Here is a 21,883-nt window from a genome sequence, read left to right on the forward strand (position 1 = left end):
GCACGAGCTGCGGCTGTTTATGTGGGACTACGTCGGCATCGTGCGTACCACCCGGCGGCTGGAGCGCGCGCTGCGGCGCATCGCCCTGCTGCAGCATGAAATCGACGAGTATTACGCCCATTTCCGCATCTCTAACAACCTGCTGGAGCTGCGCAATCTGGTGCAGGTGGCGGAGCTGATGGTGCGCTGTGCGCTGGCCCGCAAGGAGAGCCGCGGGCTGCACTTTACCCTCGACTACCCCGCCACGCTCGACGACATCAGCCCGACCATTCTTAGCCCCGATCAGCGAAACAGATAGAAGTCGCGGGTCAGGCTGCAGTGCGCCTCAGAATAGTGGTTATCCGCGCCGCGGATGGTCATGCGGTCCAGCAGCTGTTCGCCGGGAGTAGGTGACAGCGCCAGCAGCACGCGGTTCGGCGGGCGGGTGTCGTTATCCGCCACGTCGGTGCGAAAACGCAGGTGCCAGCCGCGCTGCTGCGCCAGCGCCACCAGACGGCTGCCGGCGTCTTCCGGCAGCACCACGCAGAAAAACCCCTCTTCGGCGATCAGGTTCTCGGCGCAGGTCAACAGCGCCTCATGGGTCAGCGTGGTGGTCGAGCGGGCGGCGGCGCGCTCGTCGCTGGCGCAGGCCGACCCCGGCGTAAAGTAAGGCGGATTGCTGACGATCAGCGAATAGCGATGCGCGCACTGCTGCGCCCAGCTGAGGATATCCGCCTGATGCACGCTGACCCGCGACGGCCACGGCGAGGCGGCAACGTTCTCCTGCGCCTGCCCGGCGGCGGCCGGATCCAGCTCAACCGCATCGATCTGCACGTCGGCGGCGGTACGCTGCGCCAGCATCAGCGCGATCAGCCCGCTGCCGGAGCCAATATCCAGCACCCGCTGCACGCCGGCCACCGGTGCCCAGGCACCGAGCAGCACGCCGTCGGTGCCGACCTTCATAGCACAGCGATCGTGGGCGATAAAAAATTGTTTAAAGGTGAAACCGTTAGCGCGCAGCGCGGCTTTCTGTGGAGACATTTGACTGACCTGAAAGAGAAACGGCGCTAGCATAGGACAATCTGCGGCGAAGGAAAAGTCATTAACCCGCGACAAACAGATGAAGATCGCGTTCAATCTGTCTATAATCAGCGCCCCAAACTGAGGAAGACCATGACTGTAACCACTTTTTCCGAACTCGAACTCGACGAGAGCCTGCTGGAAGCCCTGCAGGAAAAAGGCTTCACACGCCCTACTGCCATTCAGGCCGCGGCGATCCCGCCAGCACTGGAGGGTCGCGACGTTCTGGGTTCGGCACCAACCGGTACAGGCAAAACCGCGGCCTATCTGCTGCCCGCGCTGCAGCACCTGATCGACTTCCCGCGTAAAAAATCCGGCCCGCCGCGCATTCTGATCCTGGTTCCGACCCGCGAACTGGCGATGCAGGTCGCCGATGACGCGCGCGCGCTGGCGAAAAATACCCATGTGGATATCGCCACCATCACCGGCGGCGTGGCCTATATGAACCACGCCGAAGTGTTCAGCGAGAACCAGGATATCGTGGTCGCCACCACCGGACGCCTGCTGCAGTACATTAAGGAAGAGAACTTTGACTGCCGCGCGGTTGAAACGCTGATCCTTGATGAAGCGGACCGCATGCTGGACATGGGCTTCGCCCAGGATATCGAAACCATTTCGGCCGAAACCCGCTGGCGCAAGCAGACCCTGCTGTTCTCCGCCACGCTGGAAGGCGAAGCGATCAAAGACTTTGCCGAGCGCATCCTGAAAGAACCGGTTGAGATCGAAGCCGACCCGGCGCGCCGCGAACGTAAGAAGATCCAGCAGTGGTACTACCGCGCGGATGACTACAAACACAAAGTCGCGCTGCTGCTGCACCTGCTGAAGCAGGAGGAAGTGACCCGTTCGGTGATCTTCGTGCGTAAGCGCGAGCGGGTGCACGAGCTGTGCGGCGTGCTGCGCGAGGCCGGCATCAACAACAGCTACCTGGAAGGGGAGCTGGTGCAGGCCAAGCGTAACGAAGCGATCAAACGCGTGGAAGATGGCCGGGTTAACGTGCTGGTCGCCACCGATATCGCCTCACGCGGCATCGATATCGATGACGTCAGCCACGTGTTCAACTTCGATTTGCCGCTGACCGCCGACGTCTACCTGCACCGCATCGGCCGTACCGGCCGCGCCGGTAAGAAAGGCATCGCAATTTCACTGGTGGAAGCGCACGATCAGCTGCTGCTCGGCAAAATCAGCCGCTACATCAACGAGCCGCTGAAGTCGCGTACCGTTGATGAGCTGCGCCCGGTGACCCGCGCGCCGAGCGAAAAGCTGCAGGGCAAGCCGTCGAAGAAAGTACAGGCCAAACGCCAGCAAGAGAAAGACAAGAAGAAAGCGGAAGAGAAGCCGCGCGTTAAGGAGCGTCACCGCGACACCAAGAACATTGGTAAGCGCCGCAAACCTGCCGCTGCAAAAACCGACGGCGCGAAGTAATCTCTCCGCCTGAAGGCATCACGCCCTTCCCTGCACCGTACGGTTCCGTCCGGTGACCTGACGGGAGGAGCAGCCCGGCCTGTGCCGTGCGGCTCCTCCCGTTTTTTTATCCCTGCATGCTGCCCGGTTACCCAGTGGCGATATCCCTTGACGCCGCTAAGCAAGCCGGTCGCGCGTCATCCCGCAAAGGGTGCGGCTAACCGGCGGCATTATCCTTATCCCCCGGAGGTGAACCCGTCGGGCTTTATCCCACGCAGAGTGCTGTTACCCGGAGACGTTATCCTCACAGGCGGTCAGACGAGCCGCCCGGTCTTCATCCTGTGGCGGCTGCCCCTTATCGCCATCCGCCCGTTTAACCCGCCAGCTGAACAGCAGCGTACTGGCCAGCGCCAGCGCCGCGACGCCGGCGGCGCCGTACAGCAGCAGGCCGCTAAAGCCGTCAGCCAGTGCCCGGCTGGCGATCCCCTGCGGCAGTTGCACCACCGCACCACCGGCGATACGCTCCGCCAGCACGGCGGCATCCCCGACCTCCGGCAGCGTCCGCCGCAGGCTGGCGTTAATCCCGGCCACCAGCAGGCTGCCCATCAGCGCGATATTGACCGCCAGGGTGATCAGCCGGGCGCTGATATCAATGCCCGAGGCCATGCCGGCGCGGTCGCCGGGCACCGAGCCGGTAGTGGTGTTGGTGACCGGCGTATTGGTCAGCCCCAGCGCCGCGCCGGCGATCAGCGCCCCCGGCAGCAGGCTGAGCTGCAGCGCGACGGCGAGGTACATCAGCATAAAGCCGACGGCGATGGCGAACAGGCCCAGCGGGATGGTCTTCTCAGCGCCGTAGCGGGCGGTGAGCTTCTCGCCCAGCGGCGGCATCAGCAGCGTCGGCAGCGTATAGGCCAGCAGCGCCAGCCCGGTCTCCACGTTGCCGTACCCCTGCCCGCTCTGATACCAGATCGGCAGATAGATCATCAGCGGCCAGAAGCTGAAGTTCATCCCCACCGAGCCCATCAGCGCGCCGGAAAAGCGGCGAATGCGGAACACGCTGAAGTCGAACATCGGGTGCGGATGCCGCCGTTCAATGCGGATAAACGCCAGCCCGCTGACCGCCGTCAGCAGCAAAATCCCCCAGGCGTAAGCGCTCTGCCAGCCGAGGCTGCTGCCCTGGGTAATCAGGTAAGTGGCCCCCATCACCGTCAGCGACAGGGTCAGCAGCCCGGCGAGATCGAGCTTTTGCGCCTGGGCGTCGCGCGACTCCACAACGTTTTTCGCCGCCAGCAGCAGCGTGACCACGGCGATAAACACATGCACCAGAAACACCCACTGCCAGCTGAACCACGCCACCAGCAGCGCGCCAACGATCGGACCAAAGCCCAGCCCGAGGCCGAAGGTGATCCCCCAGGCGGCAAACGCCCGGCTGCGCGCACGGCCCTCAAGGAACTGGGTGGCGAGGATGGCGATCAGGCAGGTCAGCATCGCGCCGCCGCTCAGCCCCTGCAGGAAGCGGCCGACGATCAGCCAGCCGACGCTGCCGGCCAGCCCGCACAGCAGCGAGGTCAGGCCGAACGCCGCTATGGCGATCATAAACACCCGCCTGCGGCCAAAGCGGTCGGCCAGCGTGCCGGTCGCCATCAGCACCGTGGTGCAGGCCAGCGTGTAGGCGTTCATCACCCACTGTAGCTCGCGGAAGCTGGCGTGCAGCTGCTGCTCCAGCACCGGCGAGATCACCGGCACGCTGGAGATCTCCAGCCCCGACATCAGCGCCGCCAGACACACGGCGATCAGAGCCAACATATTTTTCATCATACAATCCTGGAAACGAAAACAGGCTGCCAGCATGAAAGATTCGCGGCGCGGTGGAAATGCGCGGGTATGCCATGTATCGTCAGGATTATGCCAACCTGACGATGATTCGCGAGATGACAACCTTCCCGTCCGCCCGCCCGCAGCCCGCCTGTTTCCCTGCCCCGCTTAACCGGCGGCTGGTGTTACTGACCTATGAGTGCCTGTGCACCTTTGAATTTGGTACGGCGGTAGAGGCCTTTGGCCGCGCCGACGACGTCACCGGCGCGCCGCTGTATGAGCTGTGCGTGGCCGCAGCGGAAGAGCGGGCGTTCGCCGCGCAGGGCGGCGTGCGGGTGATGGTCGACGGCGGGCTGGAGCAGCTGGCCGGGGCCGGCACCATCGTGATACCCGGCTGGCGCAGCATCCACGATACGCCCCCCGCCCCGCTGATCGCCGCGCTGCAGCAGGCGCACCGGGCGGGCAGCCGCATCGTCGCCATCTGTGCGGGCAGCTTCGTGCTGGCCGCCGCCGGGCTGCTGGACGGCAAACGGGCCACCGCCCACTGGAACAGCACCGAGGTGCTGGCGCAGCGCTTCCCCCGCGTGCAGGTGGAGCACGGGATGATTTACGTCGATGAGGGCAGCATTATCACCTCGGCCGGCGGCGCGGCCGGCGTTGACCTGTGCCTGTATCTGATCCGCCGCGACTACGGCATTGACGTAGCCAACCGCGCAGCGCAGCGGATGGTGACGCCGCCGCTGCGCGAAGGCAGCCAGCCGCAGTTTGTGCAGCAGCCGGTGGCAAAATCACCGAAAACGCTGGCCCCGCTGCTGGACGATCTGCGCAGCCATCTCAACACGCCGAGGGTGATTGAGCAGCTGGCCGCGCGCGCGGGCATGAGTCGCCGCACCTTCCTGCGCCGTTTTCAGGACGCCACCGGCACCACGCCGGGCGAGTGGATGCTGAAGGTGCGGCTGGAGAGAGCCTGCGCCCTGCTGGAAGGCAGCGGGCTGAGCATTGACCGGGTGGCGGAACAGGCCGGCTTCGGCTCCGCCGGCGCGCTGCGCCATCACTTTCGCCAGCAGCTGGGCACCACGCCCACCGGGTGGCGCAGGCAGTTTCACGCCCGCAGCGCGGTGGCCTGACCGGCCAGCGTCTGGCAGGTTAACCAGCCCCGTGCGTGCGATAACCTGAACCGCCAGCGTCTGGCAGATTAACCCGGCTCCGTCCGTGCGATAACCCGAACGGCCAGCGTCTGGCAGGTTAACCAGCGGGCCGACGCGGAGCGTAGCCGAAAAACGGCACCGCAGGCGCTGACCCGATCCGGCCAGCACCTGCGGTGCCGCGTATGTTGTGGCGTGGTTAGCGCCCGGGCTTACAGACTTTCGGTAAAGGTGCGGGTAATCACATCGCGCTGCTGTTCAGGCGTCAGCGCGTTAAAGCGCACCGCATAGCCGGAGACGCGAATGGTCAGCTGCGGGTATTTTTCCGGATCCTTGACCGCCTCTTCCAGCGTTTCACGGCTCAGCACGTTCACGTTAAGATGCTGTCCCCCCTCGATTTTCACCTGTGGCTTCACCTCCAGCGGCAGCTCACGGTACTCGATCGGGCCGAGTTCGGCGATCGCCACCAGCTGGTCCTGCTGGTAACCGGCTCTGGCGCACAGGCAACGCGCCTGCTCGCTGTCGCTGTCCAGCAGCCAGAACGAGTTGAGCAGGTCCTGATTGCTGGCGTGGGTAATTTGAATTCCGCTAATCATCTTAATCCTCCGGGCCGGGCGGCAGCGGAGGCATTCCGCCACCGTCATTCTGCGGCCAGTGTGTTGAGCCTACCTGTATACCAGCCCGCCGCCCGCGGCGTTTTGACGCAAATCAATCTGTCCCGCTCAGGCAAACCACGTTAAGCTAGCCGGATTGTTTTTGATAAGGAGAGGGTAATGGTCAATACCATGACCTGGCACGACGTGCTGGCTGAGGAAAAAGAGAAACCTTACTTCCGTGAAACCCTGGCGAAGGTGAGCGCGGAGCGGGCGGCGGGTAAGACCGTCTACCCGCCGCAGAAGGACGTGTTTAACGCCTTCCGCCTGACCGAACTGGGCGCGGTAAAGGTGGTGATTCTGGGCCAGGATCCGTATCACGGCCCGAACCAGGCGCACGGGCTGGCGTTTTCAGTGCTGCCCGGCGTGGCCGTACCGCCGTCGCTTGTGAATATGTATAAAGAGCTGGTTACCGATATACCCGGCTTCGAACGGCCGAACCACGGCTTCCTCGAGAGCTGGGCGCGCCAGGGCGTGCTGCTGCTCAACACCGTGCTGACGGTGGAAGGCGGCCAGGCGCATTCGCACGCCAAATTCGGCTGGGAGACCTTTACCGACAACGTGATCGCCACCATCAACCAGCATCGCGAAGGCGTGGTGTTCCTGCTATGGGGCTCGCACGCGCAGAAGAAGGGCAGCATTATCGACCGCCAGCGCCACCACGTGCTGCAGGCGCCGCACCCGTCGCCGCTTTCGGCCCACCGCGGCTTCTTCGGCAGCGGGCACTTCTCGCAGGCCAACCGCTGGCTGAGCGAACACGGTGAAACGCCGATTGACTGGCAGCCGGTTCTGCCGGAATAATTCCACAAAATTTCAACGGATCCCGATATTCAGATGACAAAACTAACCTTACAAGAGCAGATGCTTAAAGCCGGCCTGGTCTCCAGCAAGAAAGTGGCCAAGGTGCAAAGAACCGCCAAAAAATCCCGCGTGCAGGCGCGCGAGGCGAGAGAAGCGGTGGAAGAGAATAAAAAATCCCAGCAGGAGCGTGACAGGCTGCTGAGCGAGCAGCAGAAGCAGGCGACGCTGGCGAAAGAGTTTAAAGCCCAGGTTAAGCAGCTGATTGAGATGAACCGCATCAGCATCAACAAAGGCAGCATAGATTTTAACTTCACCGACGGCAACCTGATTAAAAAAATCGCCGTCGATAAGCCGACCCAGACGCAGCTGATTAACGGCCGCCTCGCCATCGCGCGCCTGACGGTGGACGGCAGCGCTGACAGCCACTACGCGATCATCCCGGCCATCGTCGCCGAAAAAATCGCCCAGCGCGATGCCAGCAGCATCGTGTTGCACAGCGCGCTGACCGAGGAACAACAGGATGAAGACGATCCGTACGCCGACTTTAAGGTGCCAGACGATCTGATGTGGTAAGCAAAGGCGTGGTCTGCGCCGGCATTGTGTTTTACACTATGTGCCGTAATAACCGATCAGATTAACTCTATAAGTAGGCAACAATGGCGATGAACGGAACGATCACAACCTGGTTTAAAGATAAAGGTTTTGGCTTTATCAAAGATGAAAACGGCGATAACCGTTATTTTCATGTGATCAAGGTCGCCAACCCGGAGCTGATTAAGAAAGATGCGGCGGTGACTTTTGAGCCGACCACCAACAACAAAGGCTTATCTGCCTTTGCGGTAAAGGTGGCGGCAGAAGGTAAGTATATCTACATTGCCGGCGAGCGCCTGAAGCTCACCTCGATCAAGTCGTACCTGGTCTACAGCGAAGAGGTGCCGGCCGACGCGCGCATCGATAAAGAGAACACCGTGCTGTCGGTGGGCCTGCTGATGAGCAGTATCCGGCCGAAAGCCGAAGCCGCTGCCGACGCTGCCGAAGAGATGCGCACGCTGAAAAAGCTGGCGATCACCACCTTCCAGGGCACCACGCTGATCTTCTCACAGGATGAGATCGACGTGGATGCCACGGTAAAAATGCTCAAGATCTGATTTCGCCGATCCGACGCACTAGCGGCCTGCTGCACCAACCTTTGCAGCAGGCCAGCTGCGTACACCGTGTCGCTGCGCATGCCCACCGCCTACATTAAACCTTGCTAATAGTTTCCTGTCCGCTGTCCCTTGCTCCTCGTTCTCTGTTCCTTGCTCCCTGTTCCTTGCTCCCTGTTCCCTGTTCCCTGTTCCCTGTTCCCTGTTCCCTGTTCCCTGTTCCCTGTTCCCTTATTGCACGCTCCCCGATCTACGCTTCAACGATTATTTACATTTCCTCACCTAAAAACGTGAGATTGCTCACTGATGCGTATCAAGTTTTCCCTACTGGTGCCGATGCAATCAGCAAGAGAAGCCACCCGATGCTTCCTGTTAAGTCCAACCTTAGGGAAAACCTGCAATGTCATTCGTTAAAAATATGCGCGTCGGCGCGCGGCTCGGTGCCGCGTTCGGCCTGGTCATCCTGCTGTTAATCATCGTCAGCGCTACCGCGGTGAATAAAATCAACCATATCAATCAGACCATCGACAGCATCGTCAACGATCGCTACGCCAAAGTGCGGCTGGCGTTTGAGGTGCGCGACGGGGTGAACGATCAGATTAAATTCCTGCGCGGGCTGGTGCTGGATACCGGCAACGAGGCGGGCAATACCAAGCGCTTTGCACAGATGGAGCAGTCCATCGCGCGAACTAACGCGGCGATCGATCGCATCGCGGCGCTGCAGACCTCCGTGGTCGGCAAAAAGAAAATTCAGGCGGTAAAGGACGCGGCTGCGTCATACGATATCGCGCGCGACCAGCTGGCGGTGCTGGTGCGCAGCGGCGATGTGGCGGCGGCGAAAGAGTTTGTGCTGCGCAGTATCACCACCTCGCAGAACGCCTTCCTCGATGTGGTGGTCAGCTTTGCCGACTCCCAGTCACAGCAGCTGCAGCAGGAGGGAAAAACCGCGGTGGCCGACGCCGGCACCGCAATTAAGGTGACGCTGTTCTTCTCGGTGATGGCGATTATCGCCGCCGTGCTGCTGGGCGTGTTCCTGACCCGTTCGATCGTGCGCCCGCTGCGTGAAGCGGTCACGGTGGCGGAGAACGTCGCCGCCGGCGATCTGCGCACCACCATTACCGTGCACTCGGCGGATGAAACCGGCCAGCTGATGCAGGCGCTGAAAAATATGAACGCCAACCTGCTGCAGATCGTCAGCGAAGTGCGCTCCGGCACCGACCTGATCGCCACCGCCTCCGGCCAGATCTCCGCCGGCAATCTGGACCTCTCCGCGCGCACCGAGCAGCAGGCCAGCTCGCTGGAGGAGACCGCCTCAGCGATGGAGCAGATGACCGCCACGGTCAGGCTCAACGCCGACAACGCCCGCCAGGCCAACGCGCTGGCGGCGCAGGCCTCTCAGGTCGCCACCGCCAGCGGCGACGCCGTGCGTCAGGTGGTCAGCACCATGGAGATGATTAACGGTTCGTCGCGCAAGATCGTCGATATCATCAGCGTGATTGACGGCATCGCCTTCCAGACCAATATCCTCGCGTTGAACGCGGCGGTGGAAGCGGCGCGCGCCGGTGAGCAGGGCCGCGGCTTTGCCGTGGTGGCCTCGGAAGTGCGTAGCCTGGCGCAGCGCTCGGCCTCGGCGGCGAAAGAAATTGCGCAGCTGATCGAAGATTCGGTGGCGAAAGTGGATCAGGGTGGCCGCCAGGTGGCGACCGCCGGCTCAACCATGGATGAGGTGCTGGCCAGCGTCAACAACGTCACGGCGATTATGGCGGAGATCTCCAGCGCCAGCGCCGAGCAAAGCAGCGGCATTGATGAGATCAATAAGGCAATCGTGCAGATGGATCAGGTCACCCAGCAGAATGCGGCGCTGGTAAATGAGTCCGCGGCGGCGGCACACTCGATGCAGGAGCAGGCGGCGCAGCTGTCGCAGGCGATCCGCGTGTTTAAGGTGGAGGCGGCGCACGGCTGAGGTTAGCCGGAGCAGAGCACAACCGTTGAGTTGGGCATCAGCCCTGTCACCTGGTGTTATCAAGCGTTACGGCTGGACATCAGTCCGTCGCACATGGATATTGCCAATCGTCGGTCAGGGCGTTAGCCCATCGTACCAGGATGTTATCAACCGGGTTGGCCGTTCAGCCAACCCGGGATCGTCCCTCCCGCCGGGCGGCGGGAGGGGGCGTCATCAGGCCTTGGCCTTCGAGACCGCCACCATCGCCGGGCGCAGCAGGCGACCGTTCAGGGTATAACCACGCTGCATCACCATCAGCACGTGGTTCGGGGCAACCTCTTCCGATTCCATCATCGACATCGCCTGGTGAACGTCCGGGTTAAACGGCACGTGCACGTCACCGACCACTTCCACGCCAAACTTGCGCACCGCGCCCAGCAGCGACTTCATGGTCAGGTCGATACCTTCGATCATTGAAGCCAGCTCAGGATTGGTCTTATCGGCCACTTCCAGCGCGCGCTCGAGGCTGTCGATCACCGGCAGCAGTTCGTTCGCGAACTTCTCCAGCGCGAACTTGTGGGCTTTCTCCACGTCCTGCTCGGTGCGGCGGCGGATGTTTTCGATCTCGGCCTGGGCACGCAGCTGTGCTTCACGCACGCCGCCCTGGGAGATCGCCAGCTGTGCTTCCAGCTCAGCGATACGCTCATCACGCGGATCCACGCCTTCTGCTGCTGTCTCTGCGTCCTGGGTTTGCGCCTGCTCCATCTCGATATCGTCTGAGACTTGCTCGTTTGGTGTGTTCTGTTCTTTACTACTCATGAATTTCTCCGCGTTTGTGCATAATCATGTCGCTGGTTGGCTTATTATGGGGATCAGAATCGCGGTTTCAAGGGAACCAGTTACATTACCGGGGGACTTTTCCTCGTAAGGAACGCCAGCAACATGAATAATCCGTTCAACTGCATCGGGATCGTCGGCCACCCGCGCCACCCTACCGCGCTCACCACCCATGAAATGCTCTGGCGCTGGCTGACCGCGCGCGGCTATCAGGTGATCGTGGAGCAACAGATCGCCCGCGAATTGAAACTGAGCGGCGTGGCCACCGGCACCCTGGCCGAGATCGGCCGCCAGGCGGACCTGGCGGTGGTGGTGGGCGGCGACGGCAATATGCTCGGTGCCGCACGGGTGCTGGCGCGCTACGATATTAAGGTGATCGGCATTAACCGCGGCAACCTCGGCTTCCTGACCGATCTCGACCCCGACAACGCGCAGCAGCAGCTGGCCGACGTGCTGGACGGTGAATACTTCACCGAGAGCCGCTTCCTGCTGGAGGCGCAGGTGTGCCGCCAGCACGGCTCGCCGCGCATCGGCACTGCCATCAACGAAGTGGTACTGCACCCCGGCAAGGTGGCGCATATGATCGAGTTCGAGGTCTACATTGATGAGATCTTTGCGTTTTCCCAGCGCTCGGACGGCCTGATTATCTCCACCCCGACCGGCTCCACCGCTTACTCGCTCTCCGCCGGCGGGCCGATTCTGTCGCCGACGCTGGACGCCATCGCGCTGGTGCCGATGTTCCCGCACACCCTTTCGGCGCGCCCGCTGGTGATCAACAGCAGCAGCACCATCCGGCTGCGTTTTTCCCATATGCGCAGCGACCTGGAGATCAGCTGCGACAGCCAGATCGCCCTGCCGATCCAGGAAGGGGAAGACGTACTGATCCGCCGCAGCGACTACCACCTGAACCTGATTCACCCGAAAAACTACAGCTATTTCAATACGCTGAGCTCTAAACTCGGCTGGTCAAAAAAATCATTCTGATTTTTGCATTGTCATCTTTACTGGTTATAAAACCAGTATATACTGTATGAAAAACCATATCTGTTTTTCCATACAGGAAGATGACTATGCTGGCACAACTGACCATCAGTAATTTCGCGATTGTTCGCGAGCTGGAGATCGACTTTCAGCGCGGCATGACGGCGATCACCGGCGAGACCGGCGCGGGTAAATCGATTGCGATTGACGCGCTCGGGCTGTGCCTTGGCGGCCGTGCGGAGGCAGATATGGTGCGCCAGGGGGCAGCGCGGGCCGACATCTGCGCGCGTTTCTCGCTGAAAGACACCCCGACCGCGCAGCAGTGGCTGCAGGATAACCACCTTGACGACGGCGGCGAGTGCCTGCTGCGCCGGGTGATCGGCACCGACGGCCGTTCACGCGGTTTTATCAACGGCACCTCGGTGCCGCTCTCCCAGCTGCGCGAGCTGAGCCAGACGCTGATTCAGATCCACGGCCAGCATGCGCACCAGCTGCTGCTGAAGCCCGATCACCAGAAAGCCCTGCTCGACGCCTACGCCGGGGAAACGCTGCTGGTGCAGAACATGGCGCAGCGCTACCGCCAGTGGCACCAGAGCTGCCGCGCCCTCGCCCGCCATCAGCAGCTGGCGCAGGAGCGTGAAGCCCGGCGCGAGCTGCTGCAGTACCAGCTGAAAGAGCTGAACGAGTTCGCACCGGTGAGCGGCGAGTACGAGCAGATTGACGAAGAGTACAAGCGGCTGGCCAACAGCGGCCAGCTGCTGTCAACCAGCCAGCAGGCGCTGATGATGCTGGCTGACGGTGAAGACCTCACCCTGCAACGCCAGCTGTACACCGCACGCCAGCTGATGGAAGAGCTGGTCGAGCTGGATGACCGCCTGAACGGCGTGTACAGCATGCTGGAAGAGGCGGCGATTCAGATCAGCGAAGCCAGCGACGAGCTGCGCCACTATGTTGACCGGCTGGATCTCGACCCGAACCGCCTGCACGAGCTGGAGCAGCGCCTGTCGAAACAGATCAACCTGGCGCGCAAGCACCACGTCACGCCGGAAGAGCTGCCGGTGTTCTACCAGCAGCTGCTGGCGGAACAGCAGGCGCTGGACCAGCAGGAGAGCGACCAGGAGGAGCTGAGCCAGGCGGTGAGCGAACACCACGCCGCGGCGCTGAGCTGCGCCGAAGATCTGCACCAGCGCCGCGCGCACTTCGCCGCCGAGCTGAGCGAGCTGATCACCGGGAGCATGCACACCCTGTCGATGCCGCACGGCCGCTTCAACATCGACCTGCAGTTTAATCCGGAGCAGCTGACCGCCGAGGGCGCCGACCGCATCGACTTCCGCGTCAGCACTAACCCCGGCCAGCCGCTGCAGCCGCTGGCGAAGGTCGCCTCCGGCGGCGAGCTGTCGCGCATCGCGCTGGCGATTCAGGTGATCACCGCCCGTAAGATGGACACGCCGGCGCTGATTTTCGATGAGGTGGACGTGGGGATCAGCGGCCCGACCGCGGCGGTCGTCGGTAAAATGCTGCGCCAGCTCGGCGAGTCGACCCAGGTGATGTGCGTCACCCACCTGCCGCAGGTGGCGGGCTGCGGGCACCAGCACTTCTTCGTCAGCAAACAGACCGACGGCGAGATGACCGAAACGCAGATGCACGCGCTGGATAAACGTGCGCGCCTGCAGGAACTGGCCCGTCTGCTGGGCGGCAGCGAGGTCACACGCAACACGCTGGCCAACGCCCGCGAGCTGTTAGCCGCCTGACGATGGCACTTTTCTTTCGCTTTGTGGTCATATCGTTGCTTCGCAGAGGTTTTAAACTGCGGAAAGGTTTATTATCATCGCCTGAATGATGACGTGTATATTACGCTGGTATCGTAGTCGTAAACCGATCGCTATCCCTGCCCTACCGGGATACCCAAAGCCACAAAGGAATAAATATACTTATGCGCTGTAAAACGCTGACTGCTGCGGCGGTGGTTGCTCTGATGCTGACCGCCGGATGTTCCACTCTGGAGCGAGTGGTTTACCGGCCTGACATCAATCAGGGGAACTACCTGGTTGCCACTGACGTTGCCAAGATCCATACCGGGATGAACCAGCAGCAGGTTGCTTACGCCCTGGGTACGCCAATGATGCATGACCCGTTCGGCAGCAACGTCTGGTATTACGTGTTCCGCCAGCAGCCAGGCCATGAGCCGGTGAAGCAGCAGACCCTGACGCTGACCTTTGACAGCAACGGCACGCTGACCAATATCGACAACAAAGCCGCCCTGAGCAAGTCAGAAGGCTGAACCGCCGTCGGTGACGGTCGGCAGACGATAAGAGTTTAAAAGTAAGGCGCCTGGCGCCTTATTTTTTTTCCGCGCGCTCGGCGCGCTGGCGGCGCAGCTCTTTCGGATCGGCCAGCAGCGGCCGGTAAATCTCGATGCGGTCCCCGCTTTGCACTTCGTCCTGCAGCTTTACCGGGCGGCTGAATATCCCCACCTTGTTCTGCTGCAGATCGATGTCGCTGCGCAGCTCCAGCAGCCCGGAGGCTTTAATCGCCTGCTCGACGCTGCTGCCCTCCGCCACCTTCACGCTGTAGAGATACTGCTTCTCCGGTAGTGCGTAGACCACTTCCACGGCAATATCAGGCACTGTAAACCTCTTTCGCTCGCTGGGTAAACGCCTGCACCATGCTGCTGGCCAGCTCTTTAAAGATGCGGCCAAACGCCAGCTCAACCAGCATATTGGTGAACTCAAATTCCAGGTTCAGCTCAACTTTGCAGGCTTCGTCGCTGAGCGGCGTAAAGCGCCAGCCGCCGCTCAGCTTGCGGAACGGCCCGTCAACCAGCTGCATATGGATGCTCTGGTTGTCGGTCAGCGTATTGCGGGTAACAAAGGTTTTACTGATGCCTGCTTTGGACACGTCCACCGAAGCGGTCATCTGCTGCGGGCTGGATTCCAGCACCCGGCTGCCGGTACATCCTGGTAAAAACGCCGGGTAGCTGTCCACGTCGTTTACCAGCCGGTACATCTGCTCAGCGCTGAACGGCACCAGTGCGGAGCGACTAATCTGTGACATATTGATTCCTGTCTATACATAGAACACTTAAATAATACCATTGACGACAATCAAACAAAAATTCTCTCCCGCCTGGCATCTGCTAGAATACCCTTTTCCCCCCGCAGGGCAGATGACGGGGGATGCCAAAAACCACCGCTTCATGTACACTAAGTGGCACTATGACAAAGAAAAAAGCACATAAACCCGGTTCCGCGACCATTGCCCAGAACAAGCGCGCCCGCCACGAATACTTCATTGAAGAAGAGTTCGAAGCCGGGCTTTCGCTCCAGGGATGGGAAGTCAAAACGCTCCGCGCCGGTAAGGCCAACATCAGCGACAGCTACATTATGCTGCGCGATGGTGAAGCTTACCTGTTCGGCTCCACCTTCCAGCCGCTGATCGGCGCCTCTACCCACGTAGTGTGTGACCCGACGCGCAGCCGCAAGCTGCTGCTGAAGCAGCGCGAGCTCGACACCATCCTCGGTAAGGTCAACCGCGAAGGTTACACCGTGGTGGCGCTGTCGATGTACTGGAAAAACGCCTGGGCCAAGCTGAAAATCGGCGTGGCGAAGGGTAAAAAAGAGCACGACAAGCGCGATGACATCATCGAACGTGAGTGGAAATTAGACAAAGCACGCATTATGAAGCACGCCAATCGCTAAGCCTCTGGTAAAGCGACGGGTTTTGCTGTTATACTGCTAAACAGTACTTGGGGCTGATTCTGGATTCGACGGGATTTGCGTAGCCCTAGGAGCATGCCGAGGGGCGGTTTGCCTCGTTAAAAGCCGCAAAAAAATAGTCGCAAACGACGAAAACTACGCTTTAGCAGCTTAATACCCTGCTCTGAGCCCTCTCTCCCTAGCTTCCGCTCTTAAGACGGGGATCAAGAGAGGTCAAACCCAAAAGAGATCGTGTGGAAGCCTTGCCTGGGGCTGAAGCACTAAAACTAATCAGGCTAGTCTGTTAGTGGCGTGTCTGTCCGCAGCTAACCGGCGAATGTAAAGACTGACTAAGCATGTAGTGCCGACGGTGTAGTAATTTCGGACGCGGGTTCAACTCCCGCCAGCTCCACCAAAATTCTCCATCGGTGATTACCAGAGTCATCCGATGAAGTCCTAAGAGCCCGCACGGCGCAAGCCCTGCGGGCTTTTTTGTGTCCTCAATTTGTCCCGCGAAGTCCGAAGAGAACTAATTAAATCCGAACCTTTTAGGCCCATTGATAGGCCCAACGAAAAGCTCTATTGTTTTCGTTGGGCCTAAACGCATGGAGACTCCCATGGCAAGAAAAACCAAGCCGTTAACCGATACGGAAATCAAAGCCGCCAAACCTAAAGATGCCGATTACCAGCTGTATGATGGTGACGGGCTTACTCTGTTAATCAAGTCCAGCGGTAGTAAGCTCTGGCAGTTCCGTTACTATCGACCTCTGACAAAGCAGCGAACCAAGCAGAGCTTCGGTGCCTACCCTGCTGTCTCACTTTCTGATGCGCGTAAACTCAGAGCCGAATCTCGAGTTTTATTGGCAAAAGATATTGATCCTCAGGAACACCAGAAAGAACAGGTGAGGAATTCACAAGAGGCCAAAATCAACACCTTCTTGTTAGTTGCCGAGCGTTGGTGGAATGTGAAGAAAGCCAGCGTAACAGAGGACTATGCCGACGATATCTGGCGTTCGCTTGAGAGAGATGTTTTCCCAGCAATCGGTGATATCAGCGTCACTGAGATTAAGGCTCATACTCTGGTTAAAGCTGTTCAGCCGGTTCAGGCCAGAGGTGCATTAGAGACTGTTCGCCGCCTTTGTCAGCGTATTAACGAAGTCATGATTTATGCGCAGAACACAGGCCTGATTGATGCGGTTCCCAGCGTGAACATCGGGAAAGCATTCGAGAAACCGCAAAAGAAGAACATGCCAAGCATCCGCCCGGACCAACTTCCGCAGCTAATGCAGACCATGCGTACTGCAAGTATCAGTGTGTCCACGCGGTGTCTGTTCATGTGGTAGCTTCTCACCATTACCCGTCCTGCCGAAGCCGCGGAGGCTCGATGGGATGAGATCGATTTTGATGCTAACGAATGGAAAATTCCTGCTGCTCGAATGAAGATGAACCGGGACCATACGGTTCCACTATCCGATGAGGCTCTCTCTATTCTGGAAATGATGAAGTCACTCAGTGGTGGCCGAGAGTTTATCTTTCCCAGTCGCATCAAACCAACCCAGCCGATGAACAGCCAGACTGTGAATGCGGCACTCAAGCGCGCTGGTTTAGGAGGCGTACTCGTATCTCACGGTTTGCGTTCTATCGCCAGTACGGCACTCAATGAAGAAGGATTTCCTCCTGATGTTATTGAGGCAGCACTAGCTCATGTAGACAAAAATGAGGTACGTCGCGCTTATAACCGTAGTGATTATCTTGAGCAACGGCGACCGATGATGCAATGGTGGGCTGATTTGGTAAGCAAGGCCGACAGCGGAAGTAGTGTTGAAAACGGGAAGAGGGTGTTCAAACTCGTTGGCTAAGTTTCTAGTTGGACTGGTTTGAATGACTAGTTTCCCTGTAAAAAATAGCATTAGCCCTGACCGATTTAGTAGGTAGATTACAATCGAATCAGGGTGGTCAGCTTTGACTCAAAAGGTCTCTTCGCTTTGCAAGTATAGCCAGAGCCTTCTCTTGACAAAATCGGTGTATCCTGTAATTTGATCGCGCGCTCCCCGGCTCTCGCGCGCGATCATACCTACACGCGCTTCTCAGGTATGTGTTTGATCTCAAAGGCATTTATGTCTGCGAGTAGGACAGGATTGTGAAGAGGGGGGACGCGCCCTAATTCTTCGTTGTTTTCCTATAAATGCTTTCCAGCCTAAGCTCTTGAAAGACTTTCTGCCTAATCAAAGCTCTTTCCTTCCAGTTGTCTTCATAGATGATTTGCTCATCTAGTCTTACATATACTACGCAGTTGCCTTTATCTGAGAAATGCACGTTTCTATACACCGCCAGCACTTTTCTGTTTACGAAGATCTTGTTTCCATTCTGCACTGTTGTTCCAGGCAGAGTTTGGATCTGGTGCGGAGTTTTTCCGAGTATTTGTTTGGCAAATGGCAAGACTGTCAAGCTATCTCGAATATGCGATTGGGCTCGTGTTATTCTTGTTAGATGTCGCCATGCATAATTGCTGATGGATATCGTTCCAAGGCAGCTGGATACAATTCCTCGGATTTTAGAAAATCTAGGACGAGACCATTCTCGTACTTGAGCAGTAGTGGTGAATACTGGAACGGTAAACCTTCCCATTCCACGTATAGGTTCGCGCTGTTTATGTATAAGTCGCTCGATTTCAAATCTGGAGGCTGGTGTCAGAATGTGATTTTCAGAAACTGATAAGGTCTCAATTGGCGTTTTTTTGTCGATGAGCTTCCAGTAAATCTTTGTTTCTGGATCAAGGCGTACCCAAATTAAAATTACGGGTTGATTGGTAGCTTTCCACTTTCTCAAGTGATCTTTATCAATATTCTGTAAGCGCCATCGATTTTTTGTCGGCGTCCACCGCCCGAAGCTTGATCCGGTTTTAACTTGCACTGCTACTTGTGCGTGGGTTGGGCTGGGAAAATTGACTGGATACTTCAACTGAAGATCAAGGGCCCCTATTCCTTCTCCACGCATGGTCTCGCGTAGAGCTTCTCCATTGAAAATTAGAGATAACACACTTGCAGCCAAATTCTCACCAGCATTGCCTTGGTCGAAATCAAAGATGTTCATCAAATTTCCGTGTAATTATCATGCTGAACTTATCAGCAATTTTGAATACAGCGACAGTAGAATCTAATCGACTGTCTAACACATATTAGGATCAACTTAGGGATGCTAGGGAGTGACTGCTGTGTGTTACGACAGCAAACACATGGCAGTTTTCTGCTTGTCTTGACAGGCTGTAAACGACCAATTGCATCCGATCAAGAATGGACCAGGAAAATCCTAAGCCCCCGGTAAATGGGTGCTTTCTCGCCGCTTCAGCTCTTCCAATCTCCCCGCCAACGCATTTTTATACTTCCCTGCCTGGCACGCCTCCAGCGCGGCCTCCGCTTGCTCGATTGCAGCCTCTGTTGCACCCAAGGCTTCATGGCATTTACTAAGCAACTCATGATAACTAGCGATGCGCTCAAGCCCTTTTTTATCGTCTTTGGCAAGCACAAGAGCACGTTCAGCGGTCTTCAATCCATCGCCAAGTTTGCCAACTCCTAATTCTGCCTCTGCCTTGCGATACAATAGCCAATGGTCCATGTTGAGGACTTCAGGCGGAATCTTCAAGATTGTATCCAACGCCTCATCCGACATTCCGGCTAAAAGGTACATTTTGGCGATTGCGCGTGCGTCATAACTCCTGAATCCAGGTTTACTCCCTAGTGCCGTGGCAAATACAACTCCGGCCGCCGTGATTCTATCGCGTAAATCAGTCTTTCCTGCTTCGCCTGCTGCTACTGCAGTATTACCAAGCGACTCGCACGCACTAATCCATTGGCTCTTATCAACCAATTCGGGTGGCATGGAGAGAATCTCTGGGAATCCCTCAGCCAGCGCCACGCAAATCTCCGGATGCTGATAGGCAAAAATGGAGGTGAAAGACAGGTAGGCCTCATAAAATTGGTCTAGTCCTTCTAAAGCCGACAGAGCAATCACATCTGCAAGAGACTGCACCTGCTCAGTATTGCTCACCGCCTCGTTGGCAACCTTCCAATAGGAGCGAAGTCGCGCGACGGATGCTAATGAGACTCGTAATGGAACATCCCACGGAGCTGCGATAACTCGCTCGACGAGAGTTTGCATTGCATGCGCTCCCGCCATTTTAATTGATTCGTCGGCCTTGTTCTGTGTCCCCATATGCGCAATCTGCAGATAAGTTGCATGCCACTCGGGACGAATCTCTAGAAGCTTTTGAAAGCAGCTCAGAGCCTCTTCAAATCTACCGCAGCGGCGCAATGCCTTGCCCTGATGGTGCAAAAGCTCGAGATTCTCTTCAGATGCTGGATCTCCTTGCTGAGCCTTGCCATATTCTTCTGCACAAGCACCGAAGTACTGAAGTCGAGCGTCATGATCCAGTGAATAGGCAAATGCCTCTTGCGCATCGATGACACAAAGCAGCTCTTGCAATGGCGCTCCGCAGTGAATACTTCGGCGATGAAGTTCCTGATCTTTTACAAGATTACGGCCACTATCCAGTTGCAACAAAGCGTAAGTCAGCCAATCTGGCTGCTGGGTCTGACGTCGCTTATAGCTTTCCGTAAGCTGAGATGTGCATAAGTGAATCTGTCGAATTACACTAGGGAGCATCTCCCCCGAGTGCTTTTCAACATACTGCGAAACGGCGGTGGCAATGAGTTCGACATCTGGTTTGTCACGAACGGCTTGGCAGATGAGGTCGTGCACAGACAGAAGCCCTGGCGCGACTGCAGGTTTTAGTATCGACAGACGCTGAAGGTGAAACTTTACGGCGTGCCCTAGGAAATGCCCGAGAAACTTGGCGTCATTCGAGAATGATCCAGAGTTTGCAATCTTTTCCAGACCAAGGAGATATCTTGAGTCCAATCTCTGCAAGATATTGCCCATAATTGCTGCGCCATTACTATCTGAAATGACCTGCGGTTCGGCGAGTATTTCTTCATAGACTTCTTCGCGCGGTACGTTTTCGGCTTCGACCAGCTTACGAACAGTTGCGAGGATAAGGGGGGAGAATCTACAAGCCTCGATAAATTTTGCTGCTGTTGCACTTAGCCTATTACTGTCCTCGCCCAAAATGGCGGCAGCCACCTCCGCCGAGGCTGTAGGCATATGAAGCACTGATTTGCTCGCTGGATTGAGCTGTGAAGTTACTATTACATGACCACCTCGCTCGAACCCCTTCGAGAGATCATCAAGTGAGTTCTCGACTAACTCACGCTCCAAGCTGTCGATAACAAGCAACGTCTTATAGTTATTGAAGATGCCCGCCACATTAACAGCGACGCCACCTCTAGCGCGTTGAACTGAACTTAGCGAGGAGTCCGGCTTCCAGTCCCCCCCAGAGATCCATAAGTAGTTTTCGTAACGCGAACCTTCCTGATGCAGGTAGTCGATAGTCGCCTGCGTCTTACCAGAGCCGCTGATGCCGGTTAGTAGACAAACACGGTTTCCCTGAGCGAAGTGGTCGCGTATTGCAACCACCACAGCAGCATCGGAGACGTGATTTTCACATGATGCAGGAGCCTTGCCATAATAGGCATAGTTGTCGAGGTCTTGGGAAAAACCAGGGAAAAAACCGGTATAGAAAGCAGCAGCCGTGTGATTCTGCGTGGAGAACTCGAAGATTAGCCTTGCCAACTCGCGCGCATCAAGAATGTTAAGACGCTCTCCATGCTCCTGAGCGATCGCCGTGCAATTGAATTTCGCGCGAAAAGATTCTGGCTCCTCCTGGCTACATATCAGATAGATTTTTTGGGGCAACTTACCTGCTGCATGGTCAAGGACATGCTGAACATCTTTCTCGATCTTAGCGTAAGTCGTAACGGGGGCTTCGGGATTGTCGCCCTCTGTATCTTGCCCGGCTGACGCTTTGCTAACCTTGCCATGGAAGTACTCTTTCTCTGCGCTGTATTCACCGGCGACCGTGAAACCTTGCGAAAAGGTGTCGACAGTGTATCCAACAGGCCTATATTCTTTATTGAGCCCGTGATGGATTAGGCGATTTTCCTCGAGCAATTCAATGAGACTATGTCCAACGATTTCGAGAGAAGAAGCATCCAGCTCGACGACCTCGCCGATTAGGTTACCAATGATTCTTTTTTTAATAAGATCTGACTGCATATGCTTTCTCTCTCTCGAGTTAGGACCAGCCAGCTAAACGCTGATAAGCTGGGTACGACAGGTGGAAGTGCGGCTTCACGATAGTAACCACTCACCTGCATGGTAGCTAGTGCATGTAATTATTGGAAGTCAAGACTGTAAAGATTAACTGGCCGATACCCTCATTGATCCTACCCGCATAATGTGGACACGCCCCTAAGCGAGGGTCTGGTTTTCGAACTGTCCGGGGCTGACACCG

The 21,883-nt window shown here is 57.7% G+C and carries 18 protein-coding genes, 1 other RNA gene and 2 pseudogenes; 13 read left to right on the forward strand and 8 right to left on the reverse strand.

The window, feature by feature from the left end; all coding sequences use genetic code 11:
* Nucleotides 1-298: pseudogene (locus tag NV64_RS20880) on the forward strand (L-aspartate oxidase); the annotation flags it as partial.
* Here NV64_RS20880 and NV64_RS20885 read toward each other — a convergent pair.
* Nucleotides 283-1,020 (reverse strand): tRNA1(Val) (adenine(37)-N6)-methyltransferase, encoded by a 738-nt coding sequence (locus NV64_RS20885; protein WP_101506687.1) that lies wholly within the window; start codon nucleotides 1,018-1,020, stop codon nucleotides 283-285. The pseudogene NV64_RS20880 and the gene NV64_RS20885 sit on opposite strands and share 16 nt — an antisense overlap.
* 132 nt (nucleotides 1,021-1,152) lie before the next feature.
* Here NV64_RS20885 and srmB point away from each other — a divergent pair, with 132 nt between their 5' ends.
* A complete protein-coding gene (srmB, locus tag NV64_RS20890; protein ID WP_056238790.1) occupies nucleotides 1,153-2,481 on the forward strand; it encodes an ATP-dependent RNA helicase SrmB in 1,329 nt (442 codons plus the stop codon).
* 264 nt (nucleotides 2,482-2,745) lie between these two features.
* Here srmB and NV64_RS20895 read toward each other — a convergent pair whose 3' ends face one another.
* Nucleotides 2,746-4,275, reverse strand: coding sequence for an MFS transporter (locus NV64_RS20895; protein ID WP_101506688.1), 1,530 nt, complete (start codon nucleotides 4,273-4,275; stop codon nucleotides 2,746-2,748).
* Between the two features lie 116 nt (nucleotides 4,276-4,391).
* Here NV64_RS20895 and NV64_RS20900 point away from each other — a divergent pair, with 116 nt between their 5' ends.
* Nucleotides 4,392-5,402, forward strand: a complete 1,011-nt coding sequence (locus NV64_RS20900; RefSeq protein WP_101506696.1) for a helix-turn-helix domain-containing protein — start codon at nucleotides 4,392-4,394, stop codon at nucleotides 5,400-5,402.
* Nucleotides 5,403-5,632: 230 nt separating this feature from the next.
* Here NV64_RS20900 and grcA read toward each other — a convergent pair whose 3' ends face one another.
* On the reverse strand, nucleotides 5,633-6,016 hold the full coding sequence (gene grcA / locus NV64_RS20905; protein WP_056238782.1) for an autonomous glycyl radical cofactor GrcA: 384 nt from the start codon (nucleotides 6,014-6,016) through the stop codon (nucleotides 5,633-5,635).
* Nucleotides 6,017-6,193: 177 nt separating this feature from the next.
* Here grcA and ung point away from each other — a divergent pair, with 177 nt between their 5' ends.
* The 4 genes from ung to NV64_RS20925 all read left to right on the forward strand — a co-directional run bounded on the left by ung (nucleotide 6,194) and on the right by NV64_RS20925 (nucleotide 9,982).
* Complete coding sequence (gene ung, locus NV64_RS20910) at nucleotides 6,194-6,874, forward strand: uracil-DNA glycosylase (protein ID WP_056238778.1); 681 nt, start codon at nucleotides 6,194-6,196, stop codon at nucleotides 6,872-6,874.
* Between the two features lie 33 nt (nucleotides 6,875-6,907).
* Entirely contained in the window at nucleotides 6,908-7,447 is a 540-nt protein-coding gene (locus NV64_RS20915; RefSeq protein ID WP_101506689.1) for a DUF2058 domain-containing protein, read from the forward strand.
* 83 nt (nucleotides 7,448-7,530) lie between these two features.
* Nucleotides 7,531-8,022 carry a cold-shock protein gene (locus NV64_RS20920; RefSeq protein ID WP_101506690.1) on the forward strand — a complete coding sequence of 164 codons (492 nt, stop codon included), beginning with the start codon at nucleotides 7,531-7,533 and terminating at the stop codon, nucleotides 8,020-8,022.
* Nucleotides 8,023-8,419: 397 nt separating this feature from the next.
* On the forward strand, nucleotides 8,420-9,982 hold the full coding sequence (locus NV64_RS20925; RefSeq protein ID WP_101506691.1) for a methyl-accepting chemotaxis protein: 1,563 nt from the start codon (nucleotides 8,420-8,422) through the stop codon (nucleotides 9,980-9,982).
* A 213-nt stretch (nucleotides 9,983-10,195) separates the two neighbouring features.
* Here the strand turns inward: NV64_RS20925 and grpE are convergent, their stop codons facing one another.
* Complete coding sequence (grpE, locus tag NV64_RS20930) at nucleotides 10,196-10,780, reverse strand: nucleotide exchange factor GrpE (protein WP_056238766.1); 585 nt, start codon at nucleotides 10,778-10,780, stop codon at nucleotides 10,196-10,198.
* Nucleotides 10,781-10,903: 123 nt separating this feature from the next.
* Between grpE and nadK the strand changes: the two genes are divergently transcribed.
* The 3 genes from nadK (at nucleotide 10,904) to bamE (ending at nucleotide 14,060) form a co-directional block, all read left to right on the forward strand.
* On the forward strand, nucleotides 10,904-11,782 hold the full coding sequence (nadK, locus tag NV64_RS20935; protein WP_056238763.1) for an NAD(+) kinase: 879 nt from the start codon (nucleotides 10,904-10,906) through the stop codon (nucleotides 11,780-11,782).
* 86 nt (nucleotides 11,783-11,868) lie between these two features.
* The gene (recN, locus tag NV64_RS20940; RefSeq protein ID WP_056238760.1) at nucleotides 11,869-13,530 is read left to right on the forward strand and encodes a DNA repair protein RecN; all 1,662 of its coding nucleotides are present in this window, start codon (nucleotides 11,869-11,871) and stop codon (nucleotides 13,528-13,530) included.
* 182 nt (nucleotides 13,531-13,712) lie between these two features.
* Nucleotides 13,713-14,060, forward strand: a complete 348-nt coding sequence (gene bamE / locus NV64_RS20945; RefSeq protein ID WP_056238758.1) for an outer membrane protein assembly factor BamE — start codon at nucleotides 13,713-13,715, stop codon at nucleotides 14,058-14,060.
* 58 nt (nucleotides 14,061-14,118) lie between these two features.
* Here bamE and NV64_RS20950 read toward each other — a convergent pair whose 3' ends face one another.
* Together NV64_RS20950 and NV64_RS20955 are read right to left on the reverse strand one after the other, a co-directional pair.
* The gene (locus tag NV64_RS20950) at nucleotides 14,119-14,406 is read right to left on the reverse strand and encodes an RnfH family protein (RefSeq protein ID WP_101506692.1); all 288 of its coding nucleotides are present in this window, start codon (nucleotides 14,404-14,406) and stop codon (nucleotides 14,119-14,121) included.
* Nucleotides 14,399-14,833: a type II toxin-antitoxin system RatA family toxin gene (locus NV64_RS20955; protein ID WP_101506693.1), complete on the reverse strand. Its 435-nt coding sequence runs from the start codon at nucleotides 14,831-14,833 to the stop codon at nucleotides 14,399-14,401. The genes NV64_RS20950 and NV64_RS20955 overlap by 8 nt, the downstream gene beginning before the upstream one ends.
* Nucleotides 14,834-14,994: 161 nt before the next feature.
* Here NV64_RS20955 and smpB point away from each other — a divergent pair, with 161 nt between their 5' ends.
* The 3 genes and pseudogenes from smpB (at nucleotide 14,995) to NV64_RS20970 (ending at nucleotide 17,333) form a co-directional block, all read left to right on the forward strand.
* On the forward strand, nucleotides 14,995-15,477 hold the full coding sequence (gene smpB, locus NV64_RS20960; RefSeq protein WP_056238748.1) for an SsrA-binding protein SmpB: 483 nt from the start codon (nucleotides 14,995-14,997) through the stop codon (nucleotides 15,475-15,477).
* A gap of 49 nt (nucleotides 15,478-15,526) precedes the next feature.
* Nucleotides 15,527-15,889: a transfer-messenger RNA gene (gene ssrA, locus NV64_RS20965) on the forward strand.
* A 202-nt stretch (nucleotides 15,890-16,091) separates the two neighbouring features.
* A pseudogene (locus NV64_RS20970) lies at nucleotides 16,092-17,333 on the forward strand (integrase).
* A gap of 301 nt (nucleotides 17,334-17,634) precedes the next feature.
* On the opposite strand, the gene NV64_RS20975 reads toward NV64_RS20970, so the two are convergent.
* Together NV64_RS20975 and NV64_RS20980 are read right to left on the reverse strand one after the other, a co-directional pair.
* A complete protein-coding gene (locus NV64_RS20975; protein WP_101506694.1) occupies nucleotides 17,635-18,567 on the reverse strand; it encodes a DUF4365 domain-containing protein in 933 nt (310 codons plus the stop codon).
* Between the two features lie 216 nt (nucleotides 18,568-18,783).
* Nucleotides 18,784-21,645 carry a tetratricopeptide repeat protein gene (locus tag NV64_RS20980; RefSeq protein ID WP_101506695.1) on the reverse strand — a complete coding sequence of 954 codons (2,862 nt, stop codon included), beginning with the start codon at nucleotides 21,643-21,645 and terminating at the stop codon, nucleotides 18,784-18,786.
* Between the last annotated feature and the right edge of the window lie 238 nt (nucleotides 21,646-21,883).

The sequence above is a fragment of the Erwinia sp. B116 genome, assembly GCF_002865965.1.
Classification (GTDB): Bacteria; Pseudomonadota; Gammaproteobacteria; order Enterobacterales; family Enterobacteriaceae; genus Erwinia.